This is a genomic window from Chlamydia sp. 16-02, assembly GCF_042235055.1.
Lineage (GTDB): Bacteria > Chlamydiota > Chlamydiia > Chlamydiales > Chlamydiaceae > Chlamydia.
This window is the reverse complement of record NZ_CP114172.1, coordinates 103,295-122,429: the sequence shown is the minus strand read 5'-3', so window position 1 is coordinate 122,429 and position 19,135 is coordinate 103,295. Positions and strand designations below refer to the sequence as shown.

Genomic DNA, 19,135 nt, shown 5'->3' with positions numbered 1-19,135 from the left:
TGGCTGCTAATCTTGTCCGCAGAATTTAGAGGTGATCTCTTTTCTATACTTAATAATTAAGCAAGCAACAGATACAACTATTAAGATAATTTGTATAATTAATGCCCCGATAATCGCAGGTATTGAAAGACAACCACTCACTAACAATAAGCAAGTTGATAAAGCAGCAGTCAATCCTAAAATTACCCATAGAGCTGTATGCTGAATCATCGGACATGTAGGATGTCTGTCGATACAAGGTCTAGCTATACTTACCGTGCGTCCGGTTGTACGTCCGGAAGTTTCAGAATCATGAGAATCTGTAGAGCCTTTGTTATTAAGATCACTTAATGTAAAAACGTTTCTACCTGGACGTCCAGCAAATGCTCCATACCCATGCGCCGTAGTCATAATATTCTCACAGATGACAAAATTTTCAAAAAATTTAGCATATTTTTATTTTTAAATCAATTTAAACGATAGGCAGTTCTTTGATTTTCAGCTTTTTAAACTAAAATATTTATTAATTTTTAAAATTAAAAATTAATATTTTACGCGAAATATACCGTATTTTTTTTGATTCTATTGTTTCCCTTTTCTAAGAGCTTTCCTTTTTTTTAGATTTTTCTTATGGAAATACAAAAATCACTTTCTAATTACTTCTTGATTCGGACGACTTATGAGTTTTGATAAGAATTTGGTAAATATAGAAACAATGAAGCAGGCGATTTTAAATCGTCTATATTTTGGAGTAGTTCAATCTCCAGAATCAGCTTCAACCAGGGATATATTTACAGCAGTTTCAAAAACTGTAATGGAATGGTTAGCTAAAGGCTGGCTAAAGACTCAAAATAGTTATTACGAACAAGATGTTAAACGTGTCTATTATATTTCTATGGAGTTTTTACTTGGTAGAAGTTTAAAGAGTAATCTTTTGAATTTAGGAATATTGGATCTTGTGCGAGATGCGTTAGCAGAGTTAAATTACGATTTTGATAGTTTAGTGCAAATGGAGTCAGACGCAGGATTAGGAAATGGTGGTTTAGGACGACTTGCAGCGTGTTATTTGGATTCCATGGCGACATTAGGGATTCCAGCTTACGGTTATGGGATTCGTTATGATTATGGAATTTTCGATCAGAAAATTGTAAATGGATATCAAGTAGAGGCTCCTGATGAGTGGTTGCGCTATGGAAGCCCTTGGGAAATATGTAGGGGGGAGTATCTTTATCCTATTCGTTTTTATGGTAGAGTGATTCACTATACAGATGCTAGGGGAAAAGAAGTTGCAGATCTTGTAGATACACAAGAAGTGTTAGCTATGGCTTATGATGTGCCTATTCCAGGATATGGAATAGACACTGTGAATACTTTGCGCTTATGGCAAGCGCAGTCTCCCCACGGATTTGAATTTAACTATTTCAATCATGGGAACTATATTCGTGCTATAGAGGATATCGCATTAGTAGAAAATATTTCGAGAGTACTCTATCCAAATGATTCTATTTCCGAAGGTCAGGAGCTGAGATTAAAGCAGGAGTACTTTTTAGTGTCTGCGACAATTCAGGATATCCTTCGTAGATATACAAAAATGCATATTTCTTTAGATAATCTTCCTGATAGAGTATCTGTTCAGTTAAATGATACCCATCCTGCTTTAGGAATAGCGGAAATGATGCATATCCTTATTGATAGGGAAGAGCTTCCTTGGGATAAGGCATGGGATATGACGACTCGTATATTTAATTATACGAATCATACGATATTACCCGAAGCTTTAGAGCGTTGGTCTATAGACCTATTTTCACGATTATTACCCAGGCATTTAGAAATTATCTATGAAATTAATTCCCGATGGTTGGAGAAAGTTTCTCAGAGATTTCCTGGAGATAATGATAAGCGAAGAGCTTTATCTATCATTGAAGAGGGAAGTGATAAGCATGTGAATATGGCAAGCCTTGCTGTTGTAGGCTCTGCTAGAGTTAATGGTGTATCTGCTTTTCATTCTCAACTTATAAAAACAACCTTATTCAAAGATTTCGTAGAATTTTTCCCTGATAAATTCATTAACGTAACTAATGGAATTACTCCGAGACGGTGGTTAGCTCTATGCAATCCTCGTCTAAATACCTTATTAGATCAGACAATTGGAGATGCACATCTTATAGATCTTTCTCAAATTCATAATGTAATACCTTTTGCTAATGATGCGAGTTTCAGAGAACAGTGGCATCAAATTAAGCTAAAAAATAAACAAGACTTTGCATTAAAACTTAAAAAAGAAATCGGAGAAAAAATAGATCCTGAATCTCTCTTCGATTTTCATGTAAAGCGTATTCATGAATATAAACGTCAATTAATGAATATCCTTAGAGTTATTTATCTTTATAATGATCTTAAGGAAAACGCTGCCTCCAGCATCGTTCCTACAACAGTAATTTTTTCTGGTAAGGCCGCACCAGGATATGTTTTCGCTAAACTCATTATTAAACTTATCAACAGCGTTGCAGATTGTGTAAATAATGATCCTCAAGTTAATGAAGTTTTAAAGGTTCTTTTTCTTCCTAATTATTGTGTGACCATGTCTGAAATGATCATGCCCGCTTCTGATATATCGGAACAAATTTCAACAGCAGGAATGGAAGCTTCTGGTACCGGAAATATGAAATTTGCTTTAAATGGTGCTCTAACAATAGGGACTATGGATGGAGCTAACATAGAAATGTCAGAATATATTGGTCGCGACAATATGTTTATTTTCGGTTTGTTAGAAGAAGAAATAGCAAAAATACGTCGAGAGTATTATCCGCAAGGAATATGCAATGATAATCCTAAGATCGCACATGTATTAAAATTACTAGATCAAGGATTTTTCAATACTTCAGATAAAGATCTTTTCAAATCTATAGTCCATAGGTTACTTCACGAGGGAGACCCGTTCTTCGTTTTGGCAGATTTAGAATCTTATATTCGCGTTCATGAATCTGCAGCCACTTTATTTACGCAAACTGACGAATGGATTAAGAAATCCATTTATAATGTTGGTGGTATGGGTTTTTTCTCCAGTGATAGAGCGATTTCCGACTATGCTAAAGATATATGGAATGTCCCCACGAATTATAAATCTTAAGTAAAAAGGGCTTCTATTTTAGATGGGAATTTATCTTATTAGAAACGCTTTTTACTATACCAAACACAGTATGTCTTAATTTAATAGAAGTACAGAGGGTGCCTCTAATATCTTCTGTAAACGTTTCATAAACATCGCTGCGGGATAACCATCGATCACACGATGATCTATGGATAATGTCAACATGCATGTAGAACCAATCACAATATCTTCATTCATTACCACAGGCTCTTCTTGAACACTACCTACAGCAAGAATAGCGGCTTGGGGAGGATTAATAATTGCTGTGAATTCGGTAATTCCTGTCATACCTAAATTAGAAACGCAAAAGGACCCACCCTTATACTCTTCCTCTTTTAAGGATTGAGATTTAGCTTTAGAAGCTAAACTCTTAATTTCTGCAGATATCATTCCAATATTCTTACGATCAGCACAACGTACAATCGGAGTAATTACACCGTCAGGAATGGCTACAGCTATCGAAATATCAATAGTTTCAAAACGTACAATTTTATTGTCCACGCTATTGAATCCTGAATTTACTTCTGGAAACTCTTTTAAAGCTAAAGCGCAAGCACGAACAATACAATCGTTAATAGAAAGTTTGATTCCTTGAATTTGCAATTCTTTAAGTAGGGATAATAGTGGAGATGTATAAACTTTTTGCCGTACATAAAAATGGGGAACGAAAGTTTTTGCAGCTTGTAATCTTTGTGCAATAATTTCTCGAACAGGGGAGAGAGTTTCTTCATGATACGCTCCTGGGTGGACTTCAGGAGCTTCAGGATAACCAAAGCCTGCAATACCTTTGGCGGGAGCCTTTTCAAGATCTTTTTCAACTATACGTCCTCCAGGACCGCTACCTTTAATTCCAGAAATATCCAAATTTTTTTCTTTGGCTACGCGTTTAGCTAAAGGAGAAACTGGGGATTTTGAAGAAGCTTGTTTTAGGGATAGAGGTTCAGAAAGGGGAGGTTCGGGTTTAAATCCAAAAGCCACCATCATTGAGGAACCTTGATGAGATATATCGGATACAGATTTTTCTTCTTGTTCGTTATTCTCTGTAGAAGGTTGTGAAATCGGAGATTTTGGAAGTAATTCCTCTAAGTTGAAAGACTCATCTTTTTCAGAAGATATGACAGCTATGGGTGTACCTATTTGTACTTTTGTGCCTTCTTTAATAAGACATTCTCGAAACCAGCCTTCTTCAGATGCTGTATGTTCTAAAACAGCCTTATCGGTTGATATTTCGACGAGAACATCACCAAATCCTATCTTATCACCACTGTTTTTATGCCACTTTACTATTGTGCCAATTTCCATAGTTGGAGAGAGTTTAGGCATTTTTAATAGAGAAATCACAAATTTACCTCATGATTTTTTCGATAGTATCTAAAATACGATTTACATTTGGGAGAGTTGTCTGTTCTAGCGTCTTGTTATAAGGCATAGGAGTTTCTTTTTGGCACACTCTTAAAGGAGGACTATCCAGGTAATCAAAAACGTGTTCTGTAATTTCAGTAATGATTTCCGCAGAGATTCCTGCAAAGTAGTGACCCTCTTCTACAACTATACAATTTCCTGTTTTCTTTATTGAAGAAAATATTCCAGAGATGTCTAGAGGTTTAATTGTACGTAGATCAATAATTTCTACAGAAAGACCGTAACGTTGTTTGGCTACCTTTACAGCTTGTTTTACTACAGAAACCATACGGCCGTAAGTAATAATTGTCAGGTCTTTACCTTCCTCAATAATATGAGACTTCCCAATAGGAACTAAATATTCTTCAATAGGAACTTCACCTTTGAGATTGTATTCCAACTCATTTTCTAAGAAAAGAACAGGATTATCATTTCTAATTGCGGATTTTAATAATCCTTTAGCATCATAAGGATTTGAAGGGGAAATGACAATTAAACCTGGAATATTAGCGTATAGAGCTTCTACGCAATGAGAGTGCTGACAAGATACTTGTGCTGCGGCTCCATTAGGTCCACGGAATACAATAGGAACTGAAAATTTTCCACCAGTCATGTAATGCATTTTTGCAGCATGAGAAATAATCTGATCCGCGGCGACTAAAGAGAAGTTCCAGCTCATAAATTCTATAATTGGACGCAGGCCTGTTAAAGCGGCTCCTATACCAATACCTGTAAAGGCAGCTTCACTGATTGGTGTATCAATAACTCTTGATGGTGACCATTTATCTAAAAGTCCTTTTGTAACTTTGTAGGCACCGTTATATTCGGCAACTTCTTCTCCTAGTATACATACATTAGGATCCCTGGCCATTTCTTCATCAATAGCTTCTCTAATAGCTTCTCGGATTTCTAATGTAACGTACTTAGGCATAAACCCCTTCTTCTAATGTGGCAATCGCTGGTTCTGGATCTGATTTTGCTTCAGTGAAGGCTTGCAAGACTTCATTCTTACATTCCTGACGTAGCTCTTGAAATTTTTCTTCTGAAAGTGCTCCCAGTTGGATTAACCAATTTTTAGCAAAAGTAATAGGATCTTTTTTTATAAGACATTGCATCTCTTCTTTACTTCTATAGAGATTAGGATCAGAAATAGAGTGTCCCCTAAATCGTGAGCATAGACATTCGACAAGAACAGGAAGATGTGTCTTTTGCATGTATTCGTAAGCTTCCTTAAAGCCTAGAAGACAATTAAAAAGATCAAAACCATTTAAAGTAAATGAACGTATTCCGTAAGAAGATCCCTGAGATTCTCCTATAGGTTGCTTCGCAATAGCACGATTAAGAGCTGTCCCCATACCCCAACCATTATTTTCTATAACAAGCATAAGAGGAAGGCTGTGTAGAGAAGAAAAATTTAATGTTTCATGAAATACTCCTTGAGCAACGGCACCGTCTCCAATGAACCCTAGAGAAATTTTATCTTCACCGCGATATTTCATAGCAAATGCTGCTCCAGCAGCTAAAGGAATTTGCCCTCCTACAATACCAAATCCCCCGGGGAAATTTGGACCACACATATGCATAGATCCGCCTCGACCTAGCGCACAACCCGTTTCTTTCCCTAATAATTCTGCTGCGAGTGAGCGTAGGGGAATATTTAATAATACTGCTAGAGCATGACAACGATAGGATGAGAAAAACCATTGATCTAACCCTGTATTGGCTAATGCTGCAGTAGCAACAGCCTCTTGACCACTGTAGGAGTGGTAGAAACCACCAACTAATCCTTCTAAATATGCTTCTTCACCGCGAGCTTCAAATTCGCGAATTAATAACATATTTTTGATGAACTTTAGACACCGGTCCACGCCGTATATAGCAATAATATTTTTTATTGTAGCCTCGTCCGATTCGATAGAGGCGATATTGTAATGAGAAGAGTCGGGCATACTTGATACGAGAGTTGCGTCAAGGATTAAGTTCACCCCATTATAAAGTCATGGATTTGAAAAGACAAGACCAAAAAAGTAATTAAGTTTTTTAAAAAAAAGAAAAATCTTTAATATCTTCCCATTTGTATATTTCCGACCAAGAAGTAAAGGACTGTGGACACATGGACGTTTTTAGCAGACTAAATCGTCAGAATCATTTTTATGTGGAACAGATAGATGGTGTCATGAGAGACCCGAATTCTCGTGATAACAACAATAATAAGAAAGATAATGAATTAAAGAAAAAATTATTAACCATAACGAAGCGAGTTGTTACTTCAGCTCAAGAATTTCAGCGTGGAAGAGAGGATGCTAGTAATTATTTAAAAAAAACCCAATGGATGCCGTATAAAAATGAGGAGTTAGAGGAGACTAAAGAGTTATTCTCGATGCTTACCTCAATAGATAGGAAATTAGCTCAATTATTTTTTTATGCCCCTTCTTGTGGTTTAGAATGGGATGACTTCACTACAACTATAAACCAAATTGAAGAGAATTGTGGCTTAGGTGGTGTATTATTATCTTGCGGTTCTTTTGAAAAGCAATGTAGATACATTCATGATTTCAATAAATCTCTGACAATTCCATTACTTTTAGGGTGTTCTATATCTCATAGTTTACAGTTTTATTTATCATATCAGAACTTATCTTTGATGGATTGTGAAAATCTATACGACATAGGAGTCAATATAGGAACACTGCTCAAAGATTACGGAGTTGCTATTTCTTTAATTTTTAAAGAAATTGTGAGTATGGATTTGACTAATTATTCTGAATTGATCAGAGGATTAAAACATTCGGGGAGTATACAAGGAAAATTACATCATTGTGATTTTTCTTCTACAACAACTACACCGAGTCCTATAGCATTACGTTACAGCTTGGCAAATACTATTCGTGGTCTAGCTATAGACGTGGATTTTTCCAGTGTGAAATTTATGGGATGTTCTATGCTTACGAATGTCGAAAACACGATTAAAGCATTAAATTATGGAGTTGAGTGTTTTACTTTTTCTAGTTTGAAGGAGCTAGGAGAAGGTATAAAGGCCTTAACTCGATTAATTTCCGCAGGAAAAGTTAGTCCAGCAATTATCAATAAAAATGTAATCAAAATGTTAACTTTGAAAAGACGCTTTAAAACAATGAAAATATAACCCAACTAAGGGATTATTTGTGCTTCTTCGGATTCTTCTGATAATCCCTTTATCTTTTCTTCCAATAATCCTAAACGTTCTTCTAATTTAGGTAGACTGCGGATCTTTGCAATTTGACGATGAATTTCTTGATAAGGGCGTGCCGGAGCTCCTCCATAGATTCCTGGAGAAGAAATAGATTTAGTAACTCCTGTTTGAGCCATCATAATTACATGGTCCGTTATTGAAATATGACCTGTAATTCCTGTCTGCCCGCCAATAATGACGTGGTTACCAATTTTCGTAGAGCCTGCGATTCCTGCTTGGGCAACAATCATACTATGTTTCCCTATCTCGACGTGATGAGCTATTTGAACTTGATTATCAATTTTTGTACCCTCACGTATGATACTATTTTTGAAACGACCTCTATCTACTGTAGTATTTGCTCCTATTTCAACATCATCTTCGATAATTACCTTGCCAAGGTGCTTTAAATGCTTATGACGACCAAAGGCATTAGTTATATAGCCAAAGCCACATGATCCAATAATAGCTCCGGGTTGAATAATGACCCTTTTGCCTATTTCAACACGTTCACGGATAACTACTTTAGGATGAACAAGACAACTTTCTCCAAGACTAGAATATGCCCCTATAACACTCCCTGCTCCAATATATGAAGAATCCCCAATATAAGCATGTTGGCATATAACAGCATAGGGTTCTATACAGACATCTTTGCCGATATGGGCTGTAGGATGAATAATAGCTGTAGGGTGGATTCCAGGAAATCCTGATTCAACAGGAGGGATAAATAGCTCTATACATTTCTGGAAAGCTATTGATGGGAACTCAGAAACTATAAGAAAGTTCTTGTTTAAATGCCCATACTTTTGAGCTTGAGCTTTTGATAGGATGATAGCCCCAGCCTCAGTAATTTTTATAAAACGAGAATACTTCTCATTATCTAAAAAAGTAACATGATGAGCTCGAGCTTCACTTATTTCTTCGACACCAGAAATAGGAGTTGCTGTATTTCCCTGAACTTCAACTTTTAATAAGTCTGCTAACTGTTGAAGAGTATAAACCTGTTCCTGAGGCATACAAAACTCCTTGGTTCTTGAGGTATCTTAATTATTTTTGAAAGATTCATCAAGAATTTTGATAATCTCATTAGTTTTATCAGCACTAGAAGCAATGGATAGGACTACTTCATCATTCAAAATAGCTAGTAAACCTTCTTTTATACGTACTACTTCAGAAGCTTTTTTTACTTCTTGTATCAATTTCTGCACTCTTTTCATATTGCTTTGGTTCAACATTTGATAATATTGAGACTGTAAAGCATTATATTCTGCGGAGAGGCTTTCAAACTTTTTTCTTAGTTCATCAGCAGCTGAAGAGGAGAGACTCTCTATATAATCTTCGTCTTGTAACTTATTATAAAGTGCTGTCAGTTCTTCTTCCATTTTCTCAGAATTCTTTGAGAACTGCTGCTTCATATTTTCAAGTTCTTCTGTTTCTTTTTTCCCAAAAGCAGATTCTTCTAAACAACGCTTTAAGCTAACGACGCCTAAATTACCCTCAAGAGAGTCGTTGTCAGCAAAAACTTGTTGTGTACCTGCTAAAGTTAGTAAAGCTAGAAAAACAGAGCGTAATGATTTTTTCATATTAACCTTTATAAGATCTAAGAGATGAAGAGCTTTAGATTAGCAAAAGCTCTCTCTGAAGACAACCAAAGATTTAGAGTTTCTTTTACTTTCTTGCTTAGCTATATTTAGAAGACGCCTCCTAAAGCAAAGAAGAAACGTTGTGAAACATCGATCTTTTCACCTTCAAATACTTCTGTAGGACGGAATGGCCAACCAAAACCTAACATAACAGGTACGTTGTTCATTACGTCGAAGCGTAGACCAAATCCTGCACTACCACAAAGATCTTTTAATCGGATAGTGTATTCTTTAAGTCCAATAAATCCTGAATCTAGGAAAACAAAAGCACTAACGTTAGGCTGATTGATTAAAGGATATTGGAACTCTTCAGTAAGTAGGAGAGAGGATAAACCTCCCTGAGGTTCTGTAGGAGAGAATTTAGGACCAATGATAAATGGCTTATATCCACGAACCGTAGTTTCCCCACCTAAGAAGAAACGTTCACTAATGGGAATACCTTCTAGATTTGTATCGCCAAACGGTTTAAGAAATTGGGCTTCTCCTTTAATTTTCAATACACCTTTTCTTGTTAATTTTCGGTATATTGAGCTGTTTATGGAGAGCTTTGTAAAATGATATGTACCACCAAGACCAGAAACTTCAAAGTTTATACCACTGCGTATTCCTGTAGTTGGATTTCTAGGATTGTTTACAGAATCATAATTTAAATTTACACCAGCAGCAGATACGAAACCTTTATTAGCAGCAAGATCTGGTCCTGCTTGATTCCTTTTCTTTTTATGTAAGCTAGTCTGAGTGCCGCGATAATAGATTCCATATTTTAATTGTTGATTTAAGATGTATGTGGTGCTGACATTTCCACCATAAGTCTCAACAGAATAATCTTTAGAGAGAGCTCTGTTGATTGACTTATCAAGCTCAACACCTAGAATCCATGGCGTATTTAAAAAGTGAGGCTTAGTCCATTTGACAGTATAATCAGTAACCTTATCTCCAAAATTAGCTTTCAGAAATAGATATTCTCCACCACCTCTTAAGCATTTAAAGCCTTTAGAGAATAGATGTCTAATACCCAGAAGGTCAAAATTACTTTCAGATAATTCAACTCCTCCAAACAAATTGTCCAAGGAGCTAAATCCTAGAAATAGCCCTAAGTTTCCTGTTGTGGTTTCTTTAACATCTATGAAGATGTCACGATATTCTTCAGAATTATCTAAAGGATCTAATTGAGAGCGTACCGTGTAAACACTGACACTTTGAAAATAACCCGTATTTCTTAAACGTTGTTCAGTATCTTCAAGTTTTAGTCTATTGAAAGTATCTCCTGGAAATAGGCTGCTTTCGTGTAGGATAACATCGTGTTTTGTATGAGTATTTCCCGTAATTTTGATTAAACCAACTTTATAAGGAGAACCTTCACTTACTTGATAAGTCACATCATAAACAGAACGTAACGCGTGAGGAGAAAAAGTCACATCAACATTAGTGTTGATATATCCATATTTAGCATAGATATTTTTAATTTTTTGAGCGCCGTCCCATATGTTTTCTGGACAGTAAATATCATTAGGACCCGCAGACAATTGTTTTTCTACGAGTCGTTTAGGTAGCAGATTAAATCCTTCAATATGAACATGTCCTAAGGTATAAAGGGGACCTTTGTCTACATCCATATAAAGTATGATATTTCCACATTCATCAACTTCACGTTTTGGAGTAACTGTTGCATCTGCGTAACCTAGATTATGTAAGTAATTAGTAATTGCAAATGAATCTTGTTCAACGACATCTGGATGATATAAACCACTCCCTGTAAACCAACTAGTGGTTTTTGAGTACTGCTTAGTAAGGATGATTTCTTTGACATCAGCCTTTTCACATCTATTAAGACCGCAGATCTCTAATTTTTTAATTTTACCACAAGGACCTTCTTGAATTCGAACAGTGATATCAATATAGCCACGATGTTCGTTATGATCTAAGTCGTAGCATAGATTAGACTCGAAATAGCCACGTTTAAGATAGTAAACTCTAAGTTCGTCAAAGTTTTTTAAGAACTTCTCTCGATCAAATACATCATTTTCGTAGATTTGTAGAGTTTTAAGAATCTTATGATTAGGTACGGCTTCATTTCCTGTAATACAAATCTTTCGAATACAAGGTTTGGCAACAAGAACTAAAGAGATGGTAGTCTTTCCATTGGAAAAATCAACTTTTGGCTCCACTCTATCATAGTCCTTAGATAGATTCCGTAGATCTTCGTCAAAGTCTGCTTGAGAAAACAAGGCCCCACTTTTCGTCTTTAGTTTTGGTAGTGGATGTTTGTTTAAAGAATTTTCACCTTCGGTCGTAATCGTAATAGATTCAACTAGTGTATATCCTTCCTTAACTGTTTCTGTAGCCACTAGAGCCAATGGGGCCTGGATTAGCGCCAAAACAGTAAACCGCAGAATAACTTTATTTCGTATCATGAACATTCGAAAGAATTTCCCCTAGGACAGAAAAACTTGTTTATTGAAGTAAGCACAAAAATAAGGACTAGGATGTTTTTTAACAAGATCTTACTATCTTGAGTATTTACAGTGCTTCTAAAGGTATTTATGTTTTTATAGCCAAAAAAATTTAAAAATAGAAAAATTTTATTTCAAGTTTAATATGGATTTCTTCCAGAAAATGCTCTGGCAAGGGTTCCCGAGTCTATATAATCAAAAGACAACCCGATTGGCAAGCCTAAAGCTAAACGAGAAATAGAAACTGAAGAATGAGCAAGCTCTTGTTTTAAAAAAAGAGCGGTAGCGTCTCCTTCTAGAGTAGCGTCTAAGGCTATAATGATTTCTTTTGGTTTTAAAAATTCTATACGCTGTTTCAATAAATCCATTCTTGCTGAATCAATATTTTTTCCTGTTATTGGAGATAATAGTGCTCCCAAGACGTAATAATGACCTTTGAAAATTTGAGAGCGTTCTAAAGAAAAAATATCTTTAGGAGTTGCTACGATGCATAATTTAGAGGTGTCACGGTTGGTTTGACAGAACTCACAATGACTATCTGGAAAATTCTTCAAAGAAAAACAGGTGGAACAGTGACTTCGCGCCGAAGACACTTCAGAAAAAGCTTGACCCATAGCTTCTAGTTGATCTTGATCCCAGTCCAACAATTCAAAGGCTAATTTTTCCGCTGTCTTAAATCCTATTCCTGGAAGTTTCCTAAGAAAAGAGATCAATTTGGATAAATAATCTGGGTACTTTAACATTTTAAACTATCCATATTTTTTTTGTTTCGTCTTAGGGCTTCAGAAGGGACTTATATACCCAAAATAAAAGTTAGGGTATAAACTCTTTGAATAGTATACTAGCTTTTTTCTTTATTTGTGGTTGTGTGTGAAAAAAACAAGAAAGGCATCTATTTGGGCTACGGGTTCTTATCTACCCGAAAAAATCCTATCTAATTCTGATCTTGAACAGATGGTAGATACTTCTGATGAATGGATAGTAACAAGAACCGGAATCAAAGAAAGACGTATTGCTGCAGTTGGTGAGTATACATCGATTATGGGAGCTAAAGCAGCAGAGAAAGCAATCCAGAAAGCTGGTCTCACAAAAGACCAAATAGAATGCATTATTTTTTCCACCTCAGCTCCCGATCATATTTTTCCGTCTAGCGCAGCTTTGGCTCAGGCTTATTTGGGAATAAAAGAAATTCCTGCATTTGATTGTATGGCTGCTTGTACTGGTTATTTATATGGTTTATCAGTAGCTAAAGCCTTTATTGAATCAGGAATGTACAACAATGTTTTGCTTATTGCAGCAGATAAACTTTCTTCTTTTGTAAATTATGAAGATAGAAACACCTGTGTGCTTTTTGGTGATGGGGGGGCTGCCTGTGTTATTGGAGAAAGCCGTCCAGGAGCTTTAGAAATCACTAATGTAAATTTAGGAGCTGACGGAAGTGTGGCAGATTTATTAAGTTTGCCTGCCGGAGGGAGTCGTATTCCTGCTTCTATGGAGACTGTAGCAGAAGGCAAGCATTTTATTGCCATGGAAGGAAAAGAAGTATTTAAGCATGCAGTAAGACGTATGGAGTCTGCAGCTAAAACATGTATTGCTGAGGCGGGTCTAGCAGAAGGTGATATAGACTGGTTAGTTCCACATCAAGCTAATGAAAGAATTATCGATGCTATAGCTAAGCGTTTCGAAATAGACGAGGCTAAAGTATTCAAAACTTTGTCCAAGTATGGAAATACGGCAGCCTCTTCTGTGTGCATAGCTCTAGATGAATTATTGCAATCACATGTAATTAATTCTGGAGAATATCTGCTCCTAGTTGCTTTTGGAGGTGGATTATCTTGGGGAGCAGTTGTTTTACAGCAGGTAGAAGGTTAATTCATGATGAGAAAAATAGGATTCTTATTTCCAGGCCAAGGTAGTCAATATGTTGGTATGGGTAAAGATTTGGTAGAGCATTATCCAGAAGCTGCTGAAATATTTACTTTAGCTGATGAGACATTAGGCTTTTCTTTGTCTTCAATTATGTTTGATGGACCTGAAGAAAAATTACTTGAAACAGCTTACAGTCAATTAGCTATATATTTACATAGTTTAGCTGTAATAAAAATTTTAGCTTCAAGAACTTCTATAATACCCGCTGTAGTTTCTGGATTAAGTTTGGGAGAATACACTGCTCTAGTTGCCTCTGGACGTATTTCTCCAATTGATGGTTTTAATATCATTAGTAAGCGTGCTCAGTTTATGAATCAAGCTTGTCAACAAAACCCGGGAGCTATGGCAGCAATTCTTGGATTGACTGTAGATATTGTTGAACAAAATCTAGAAAGTTTAGGAAAGGGTATTTGGATTGCTAATTATAATGCTCCTAAACAGCTTGTGATTGCTGGTTTGCGAGAAAAAATAGAAGAGGCTGTTGTATTATTTACGGATTTAGGAGCAAAAAGAGCAATTTTGTTAAAAGTATTCGGTGCTTTTCACACGCCGCTCATGCAGGCAGCAGAAGACGAGTTAGCTCCTTATTTATATAATTTAGATATGAATAGTTCTGAAATACCTTTCGCATCTAATGTGGTGGCAGATTTTTTAACAAATAATGATGAAATTCGTCAGTGTTTAGTGAAGCAGATGACTTCTCCTACATTATGGTATCAAAGTTGTTCTAAGATAGATTTAGAAGTTGATGAATTTTTAGAAATAGGCCCTGGCAAGGTTCTTGCGGGCTTAAATCGTTCTATAGGGTTAAACAAACCCATTAAAAGTTTAGGCACAGTAGAGAGCATCAATAATTTTTTAGCGGAGCTATAAATGTATGAATAATGTGTTGTTGGGGAAAAAAGCGATCGTTACGGGAGGATCTAGAGGTATAGGATTTGCCATAGCCAAGCTTTTTGTTGAGCAGGGTGCTGATGTTGAAATATGGGGATTAAATGTTGAAGGTGGCAAACAAGCTGCTGAAGAATTATCTAAAATAGGAAAACCGACAACTTTTGCTAAAGTTGATGTTAGTAATAATCAATCTGTGAAAGACGCTGTTCAGAATTTTATTGCAGCACACGGTAGTATTGATATTTTAGTAAATAATGCGGGGATTACTCGAGACAATCTTTTAATGCGTATGTCCGAAGAAGAGTGGTCTGCTGTTATCAATACGAATTTAAATTCGCTATACTATGTGTGTTCGAGTGTAATTCGTTCTATGATTAAAGCTCGTTCTGGATCCATAATCAATATTAGTTCTGTTGTTGGTTTAATGGGTAGTCCGGGACAAACTAACTATGCAGCTGCAAAAGCAGGTATTATAGGATTTAGTAGGGCTTTAGCAAAGGAAGTTGCTGCAAGAAATGTTCGAGTGAACTGTATAGCTCCAGGATGCATTGATACTGACATGACTAAAGTGTTAAATGATAATTTAAAAACAGAGTGGTTAAAAAATGTTCCTATGGGGAGAATGGGTTTCCCAGAAGAAATTGCTAATGTTGCACTATTTCTTGCCTCACCCTTATCTTCTTATATCACTTCTCAGGTAGTGAGTGTTGATGGAGGCATGACACACTAAATAGATTACAAACGATCTGGATTGAAAAATTAGATTTTTGTGATACTAGTTGTTCTTCTCTTTTTCAGGAAATTTTAGATAATTGTGTAGATAAAACATAAGGATATAGCAATGAGTTTAGAAGATGATGTAAAGTCAATTATTGTTGAGCAGCTTGGCGTAGATGCGGGTGAAGTAAATGAAAATTCTTCATTTATCGAAGATCTTAATGCTGATAGTTTAGACTTAACAGAATTGATAATGACTTTGGAAGAAAAGTTCAACTTTGAAATTTCAGAGCAAGATGCAGAGAAATTACGTACTGTAGGCGACGTCATTACATACATTAAGACACGTCAGGGTTAGTAATTCTACATGCCTTTTCTGGGTGCGTTTGTATCCTTAGTGCATCATCTTTTCACTAAAATAGCGCACCGTTTCGTTTTATTTTTCCAAGTTCATTTTCTAGATTGTATTTTTAGATGTGCTTCTATGATGAAGGGTGTCTAAAAGTTATTTGCTTTGCGTAGAGTTCTAAAAGTGACAAGGCAACGGAGGGGCATTCTTCAACAATACTAAGAAATTGTCCTTTGCTTAAGATGAGCGTCCGCACTTGAGTTATAGCTTCAGCGTTATATTCTCGAAGTTTATTACTAAATAAACTTTCTTCACCAAAACAATCCTGAGAAGAAATTGTAACCGATAAAGAGGAATTATTCTCAGTAATTTTAACGTAGCCTTCTACTATAATATATAGGCTGAAACTAGGTTCTTCTGTCGAGAATATCTTCACCCCAGGTTTGAAAATCATAATTTCAGTTTTATCTGAAATAGCTAAGAGAACATCCATATCTAAAGAATTGAAAATAGGATTCTTCTTTAGAAGGAAGGCGCGGTCAATTAGATTCATCAAGAGACTCCTGGCTAAATAGTAAAGAAGGGAACTAGACTGTCAGAGTCGTCTTTATTATGATGATCATACTCTTCATCTAAAGTTGAATATGGTGGTGCTGGTTGAAAATCAGCATCACAGTTTGCTAATTCTTCCTTTAACTGTCTCGATGTAAGTTTGCTTAAATACGAAGGAGAATTTTCCATCATATTCAATAACTCTTTTAAAGTTAAAGGAATAACCCCGCATTTCAGGTAGTATTTTTCACTACGCTTTCCTGTATCATTAATAAAGGGATCGATTAGAGAAAATAGGTAATCTTCACAGTTTTTCTCTAGAGATTCTAAAGCTTGAGCTTTTGCTTTTTTATTTTTCCCTGTTAGGGCTCTTATAAGAATGTCAGAATGTTCTACAGATCCTAAAATACCTAGAAATTCAAACATGAAGTTAACTTCTGATTGATAATTGGATTCTAAGGTATTAACCAATAGGCTGAGATTGTATTTTGGATAGGATTTTTGAATATAATTTTTATGATAATCATAAAAAATTGCTTTGAGTGCTTTAGATTTTACAATTTTATAAGCATTCTTTTTGAATAGCTTATTATCAATTTTACAGAGAGCTTTTGCGGCAAGAATTCGACACCGATTATGTGTGCTGTTATCAGAAAGAATCTGAAGGAATGAGTTTGCTGTCTCTTTAGGAAGTTCTATGATTATAGCCTCAGCACGTTTTCTAGATGCGCTTTTTAATAAAGATGTGGTGATAAGGAAGTCTTTTACTAGTGAAGCGTCTAAGATTACTCCGATTGTTTTTAGTAGATAATAGCAAGCCTCATCGTTATAAACATTCTGTTTTAAGACTTGTATCAATTTTTTACAGTAGGGTTTATGAGTAGCCTTTACAGATGCTTGTAACGCTTTGCATGTTTGAATGAAAATTTCATTGCCTACGTTGTCTAAAAACTCCATTAAAATTTGAAAATTATCAGGATTTCTTTCTAGAGTTAAAATAGAAAGACCAATGGATACTATTTGAGGATCCGTAGAAGTAAGAAGTTCCTTAAGTCTTGAATCTGCAATATCACGATATTGCCCACTAATTTCCTGACGTCGTACTGTAAGAATTGCGGCTAAAAGTCTATCCCCCGGTTCATCGTAAAGATCTTCAGAAATATCAGATATTCGCAATAGATCGTGTTCTGCAAAATAAAGATGGATTCCTGTGGCTATTGAAGGATGTGGAGTTGTCGATGACCAGCGTTTAAGGAGTTCTAGAGTAAGAAAATCCCTGGCCCAGAGACTATTTTTTAACATTTCCATAGTCTTTAGCTTACTAGGCAAGCTTAGTTTATTCATATGAGCTAGTAAGCTAGGAAGTACACTACGGCTTCCCAAATTTAATAAATGTTGAAAAGCGAATATTTGATGTCGTTCATGTTGATGCTTGAGGTGTGTAAGTAATAGGAGTTCAATTTGTCTTCTCTCTTTTGAAGTCATGGCTTTTATCCATTCCAACATTGTCTTTTTTAAATGAATGGCTTGGGAAGAGAGATTTCTTAGAATAGCCCGTGCATAATATGAACGTAATAAACAGGCGAGGACTACTGTAATCAAAGATATAATAAGACAAACTGTATATTGATAAGAAATAGCGAAACACACCAGAGCCCATACAAACATTCCTATGGGTTCAATAAAGCATTCTATTGCGATTCTAATTTGATTCCGTATGCTATTTGGAACGCCATAAATCAATAACTGTAGATTGTTATCATCTAGTGCATAGGTGAGCCCTTCTCGAGCTACCATACCAATTGTTGCAATTCCAATTGAGGTTTTAAAAGACCAACAAAGGAATAGATTGGTGAAGCATAGGGGAGCGAATAGGATGATATTATTCACACCTATGTTCTTTACTATTCTGCTATAGGCAAATAGAGCAAAACACATATTGGTTAGTGAAATCCATGAGGACCACTTAGTTATATGTGCTGTAAGTTCGTATGTATTTCCATCTGCAAAGTGAGTTTCAAAAATTTTTAGGTAATTGAATTCTGTTGCAATAGCAAGTAGCTGCATTAGGAAATAAAAACATAACAGATAAAAAGTATAACTATCCTTCAAGCAGAGTTTAAAAGCTTTGGATACAGATGGTGGGTGACCAGTATCTAAGAAGTGATCATGATCTTCTGATAACTCTTTCAAAGATTTCGACACATAGTGCACTAATGGATAACAACTTAATAGAATGACTATGAAGAGTATTAGAATTCTTTCTATACCTATATATTGGATGCGGTTGACGATACCGGAACCAATAGCGTCCCCTAGAAATATAATGGCATTGAATACACTGAAATGTCTTTTGGCATCTTGAAGATTAAAGAATTGATCTACGAATCCCCAAAAATTTGTATACGCTAATATGATCAAGCTCCAAGAGAGCATGCGATAAACAAGCAAAGGTGTTGAAGGGATTTCACTACATGTTGTTGCGTAACAAAGGAGATAGAGGTTACAAACAATTATGCTAGTTATAGGCATTAAAAATAATGTTTTAGGTGAAACCCTTTTTTTGAATAAATTATAAAGAATAAGTGAAGATAGAAGACATAGAATGGAAGATGAACCTAGGTAAATAGAGGGGAGTCCCTCGGTCCCGACATTTTCAAGAAAAAGCCCTTCGCTTAATGCCAGGGATCCGTAGCAGCCTATTCCCCAGATTAAGCCTAAAACAAGGAATAGAAGTGCTCTCCTCTCTTCTCCATGATGCAAGTTCAATAGCAGACGAAGGGCTTTTTGCATAACAAACCCACCTAAGAAAATAATATATTAACTGATGAAATTAATTAATTTCAAGGTGAG

At 35.8% G+C, this 19,135-nt stretch carries 16 protein-coding genes; 6 read left to right on the top strand and 10 right to left on the bottom strand.

Going from position 1 to position 19,135, the window contains the following annotated elements:
• Nucleotides 1-6: 6 nt before the first annotated feature.
• Nucleotides 7-390, bottom strand: a complete 384-nt coding sequence (locus O1W70_RS00475; protein WP_332381416.1) for a hypothetical protein — start codon at nucleotides 388-390, stop codon at nucleotides 7-9.
• 268 nt (nucleotides 391-658) lie between these two features.
• On the opposite strand from O1W70_RS00475, the gene O1W70_RS00470 reads away from it, so the two are divergent.
• A complete protein-coding gene (locus O1W70_RS00470) occupies nucleotides 659-3,109 on the top strand; it encodes a glycogen/starch/alpha-glucan phosphorylase (protein WP_213240856.1) in 2,451 nt (816 codons plus the stop codon).
• A gap of 75 nt (nucleotides 3,110-3,184) precedes the next feature.
• On the opposite strand, the gene O1W70_RS00465 is transcribed toward O1W70_RS00470, so the two are convergent.
• From O1W70_RS00465 to pdhA, 3 genes are read right to left on the bottom strand one after another with little or no spacing between them, the layout of a single operon-like run.
• Nucleotides 3,185-4,471 carry a pyruvate dehydrogenase complex dihydrolipoamide acetyltransferase gene (locus O1W70_RS00465; protein WP_213240858.1) on the bottom strand — a complete coding sequence of 429 codons (1,287 nt, stop codon included), beginning with the start codon at nucleotides 4,469-4,471 and terminating at the stop codon, nucleotides 3,185-3,187.
• A gap of 4 nt (nucleotides 4,472-4,475) precedes the next feature.
• Nucleotides 4,476-5,462 (bottom strand): alpha-ketoacid dehydrogenase subunit beta, encoded by a 987-nt coding sequence (locus O1W70_RS00460; RefSeq protein ID WP_213240860.1) that lies wholly within the window; start codon nucleotides 5,460-5,462, stop codon nucleotides 4,476-4,478.
• Nucleotides 5,455-6,480 carry a pyruvate dehydrogenase (acetyl-transferring) E1 component subunit alpha gene (gene pdhA, locus O1W70_RS00455; protein WP_213240862.1) on the bottom strand — a complete coding sequence of 342 codons (1,026 nt, stop codon included), beginning with the start codon at nucleotides 6,478-6,480 and terminating at the stop codon, nucleotides 5,455-5,457. Before pdhA ends, O1W70_RS00460 begins: the two co-directional genes overlap by 8 nt.
• Before the next feature lie 164 nt (nucleotides 6,481-6,644).
• On the opposite strand from pdhA, the gene O1W70_RS00450 reads away from it, so the two are divergent.
• Nucleotides 6,645-7,676: a hypothetical protein gene (locus O1W70_RS00450; protein ID WP_213240864.1), complete on the top strand. Its 1,032-nt coding sequence runs from the start codon at nucleotides 6,645-6,647 to the stop codon at nucleotides 7,674-7,676.
• A 5-nt stretch (nucleotides 7,677-7,681) separates the two neighbouring features.
• On the opposite strand, the gene lpxD is transcribed toward O1W70_RS00450, so the two are convergent.
• The 4 genes from lpxD to recR all read right to left on the bottom strand — a co-directional run bounded on the left by lpxD (nucleotide 7,682) and on the right by recR (nucleotide 12,584).
• Nucleotides 7,682-8,761 carry a UDP-3-O-(3-hydroxymyristoyl)glucosamine N-acyltransferase gene (gene lpxD, locus O1W70_RS00445; protein ID WP_375797240.1) on the bottom strand — a complete coding sequence of 360 codons (1,080 nt, stop codon included), beginning with the start codon at nucleotides 8,759-8,761 and terminating at the stop codon, nucleotides 7,682-7,684.
• A gap of 27 nt (nucleotides 8,762-8,788) precedes the next feature.
• Complete coding sequence (locus tag O1W70_RS00440; RefSeq protein WP_213240868.1) at nucleotides 8,789-9,328, bottom strand: OmpH family outer membrane protein; 540 nt, start codon at nucleotides 9,326-9,328, stop codon at nucleotides 8,789-8,791.
• 107 nt (nucleotides 9,329-9,435) lie between these two features.
• A complete protein-coding gene (gene bamA, locus O1W70_RS00435; RefSeq protein ID WP_213240870.1) occupies nucleotides 9,436-11,808 on the bottom strand; it encodes an outer membrane protein assembly factor BamA in 2,373 nt (790 codons plus the stop codon).
• Between the two features lie 173 nt (nucleotides 11,809-11,981).
• On the bottom strand, nucleotides 11,982-12,584 hold the full coding sequence (gene recR, locus O1W70_RS00430) for a recombination mediator RecR (protein ID WP_213240872.1): 603 nt from the start codon (nucleotides 12,582-12,584) through the stop codon (nucleotides 11,982-11,984).
• 127 nt (nucleotides 12,585-12,711) lie between these two features.
• Here recR and O1W70_RS00425 point away from each other — a divergent pair, with 127 nt between their 5' ends.
• From O1W70_RS00425 to acpP, 4 genes are all read left to right on the top strand, one after another.
• Complete coding sequence (locus O1W70_RS00425; protein WP_375797239.1) at nucleotides 12,712-13,713, top strand: beta-ketoacyl-ACP synthase III; 1,002 nt, start codon at nucleotides 12,712-12,714, stop codon at nucleotides 13,711-13,713.
• Nucleotides 13,714-13,716: 3 nt separating this feature from the next.
• The gene (gene fabD / locus O1W70_RS00420; protein WP_213240877.1) at nucleotides 13,717-14,643 is read left to right on the top strand and encodes an ACP S-malonyltransferase; all 927 of its coding nucleotides are present in this window, start codon (nucleotides 13,717-13,719) and stop codon (nucleotides 14,641-14,643) included.
• 4 nt (nucleotides 14,644-14,647) lie between these two features.
• The gene (gene fabG / locus O1W70_RS00415) at nucleotides 14,648-15,394 is read left to right on the top strand and encodes a 3-oxoacyl-ACP reductase FabG (RefSeq protein WP_213240879.1); all 747 of its coding nucleotides are present in this window, start codon (nucleotides 14,648-14,650) and stop codon (nucleotides 15,392-15,394) included.
• A gap of 111 nt (nucleotides 15,395-15,505) precedes the next feature.
• Nucleotides 15,506-15,739 carry an acyl carrier protein gene (gene acpP, locus O1W70_RS00410; RefSeq protein ID WP_213240881.1) on the top strand — a complete coding sequence of 78 codons (234 nt, stop codon included), beginning with the start codon at nucleotides 15,506-15,508 and terminating at the stop codon, nucleotides 15,737-15,739.
• Nucleotides 15,740-15,863: 124 nt separating this feature from the next.
• Here the strand turns inward: acpP and O1W70_RS00405 are convergent, their stop codons facing one another.
• Both O1W70_RS00405 and O1W70_RS00400 read right to left on the bottom strand, forming a co-directional pair.
• A complete protein-coding gene (locus O1W70_RS00405) occupies nucleotides 15,864-16,283 on the bottom strand; it encodes a cyclic nucleotide-binding domain-containing protein (RefSeq protein ID WP_213240883.1) in 420 nt (139 codons plus the stop codon).
• A gap of 14 nt (nucleotides 16,284-16,297) precedes the next feature.
• Complete coding sequence (locus O1W70_RS00400) at nucleotides 16,298-19,075, bottom strand: hypothetical protein (RefSeq protein WP_213240885.1); 2,778 nt, start codon at nucleotides 19,073-19,075, stop codon at nucleotides 16,298-16,300.
• Nucleotides 19,076-19,135: the final 60 nt, after the last annotated feature.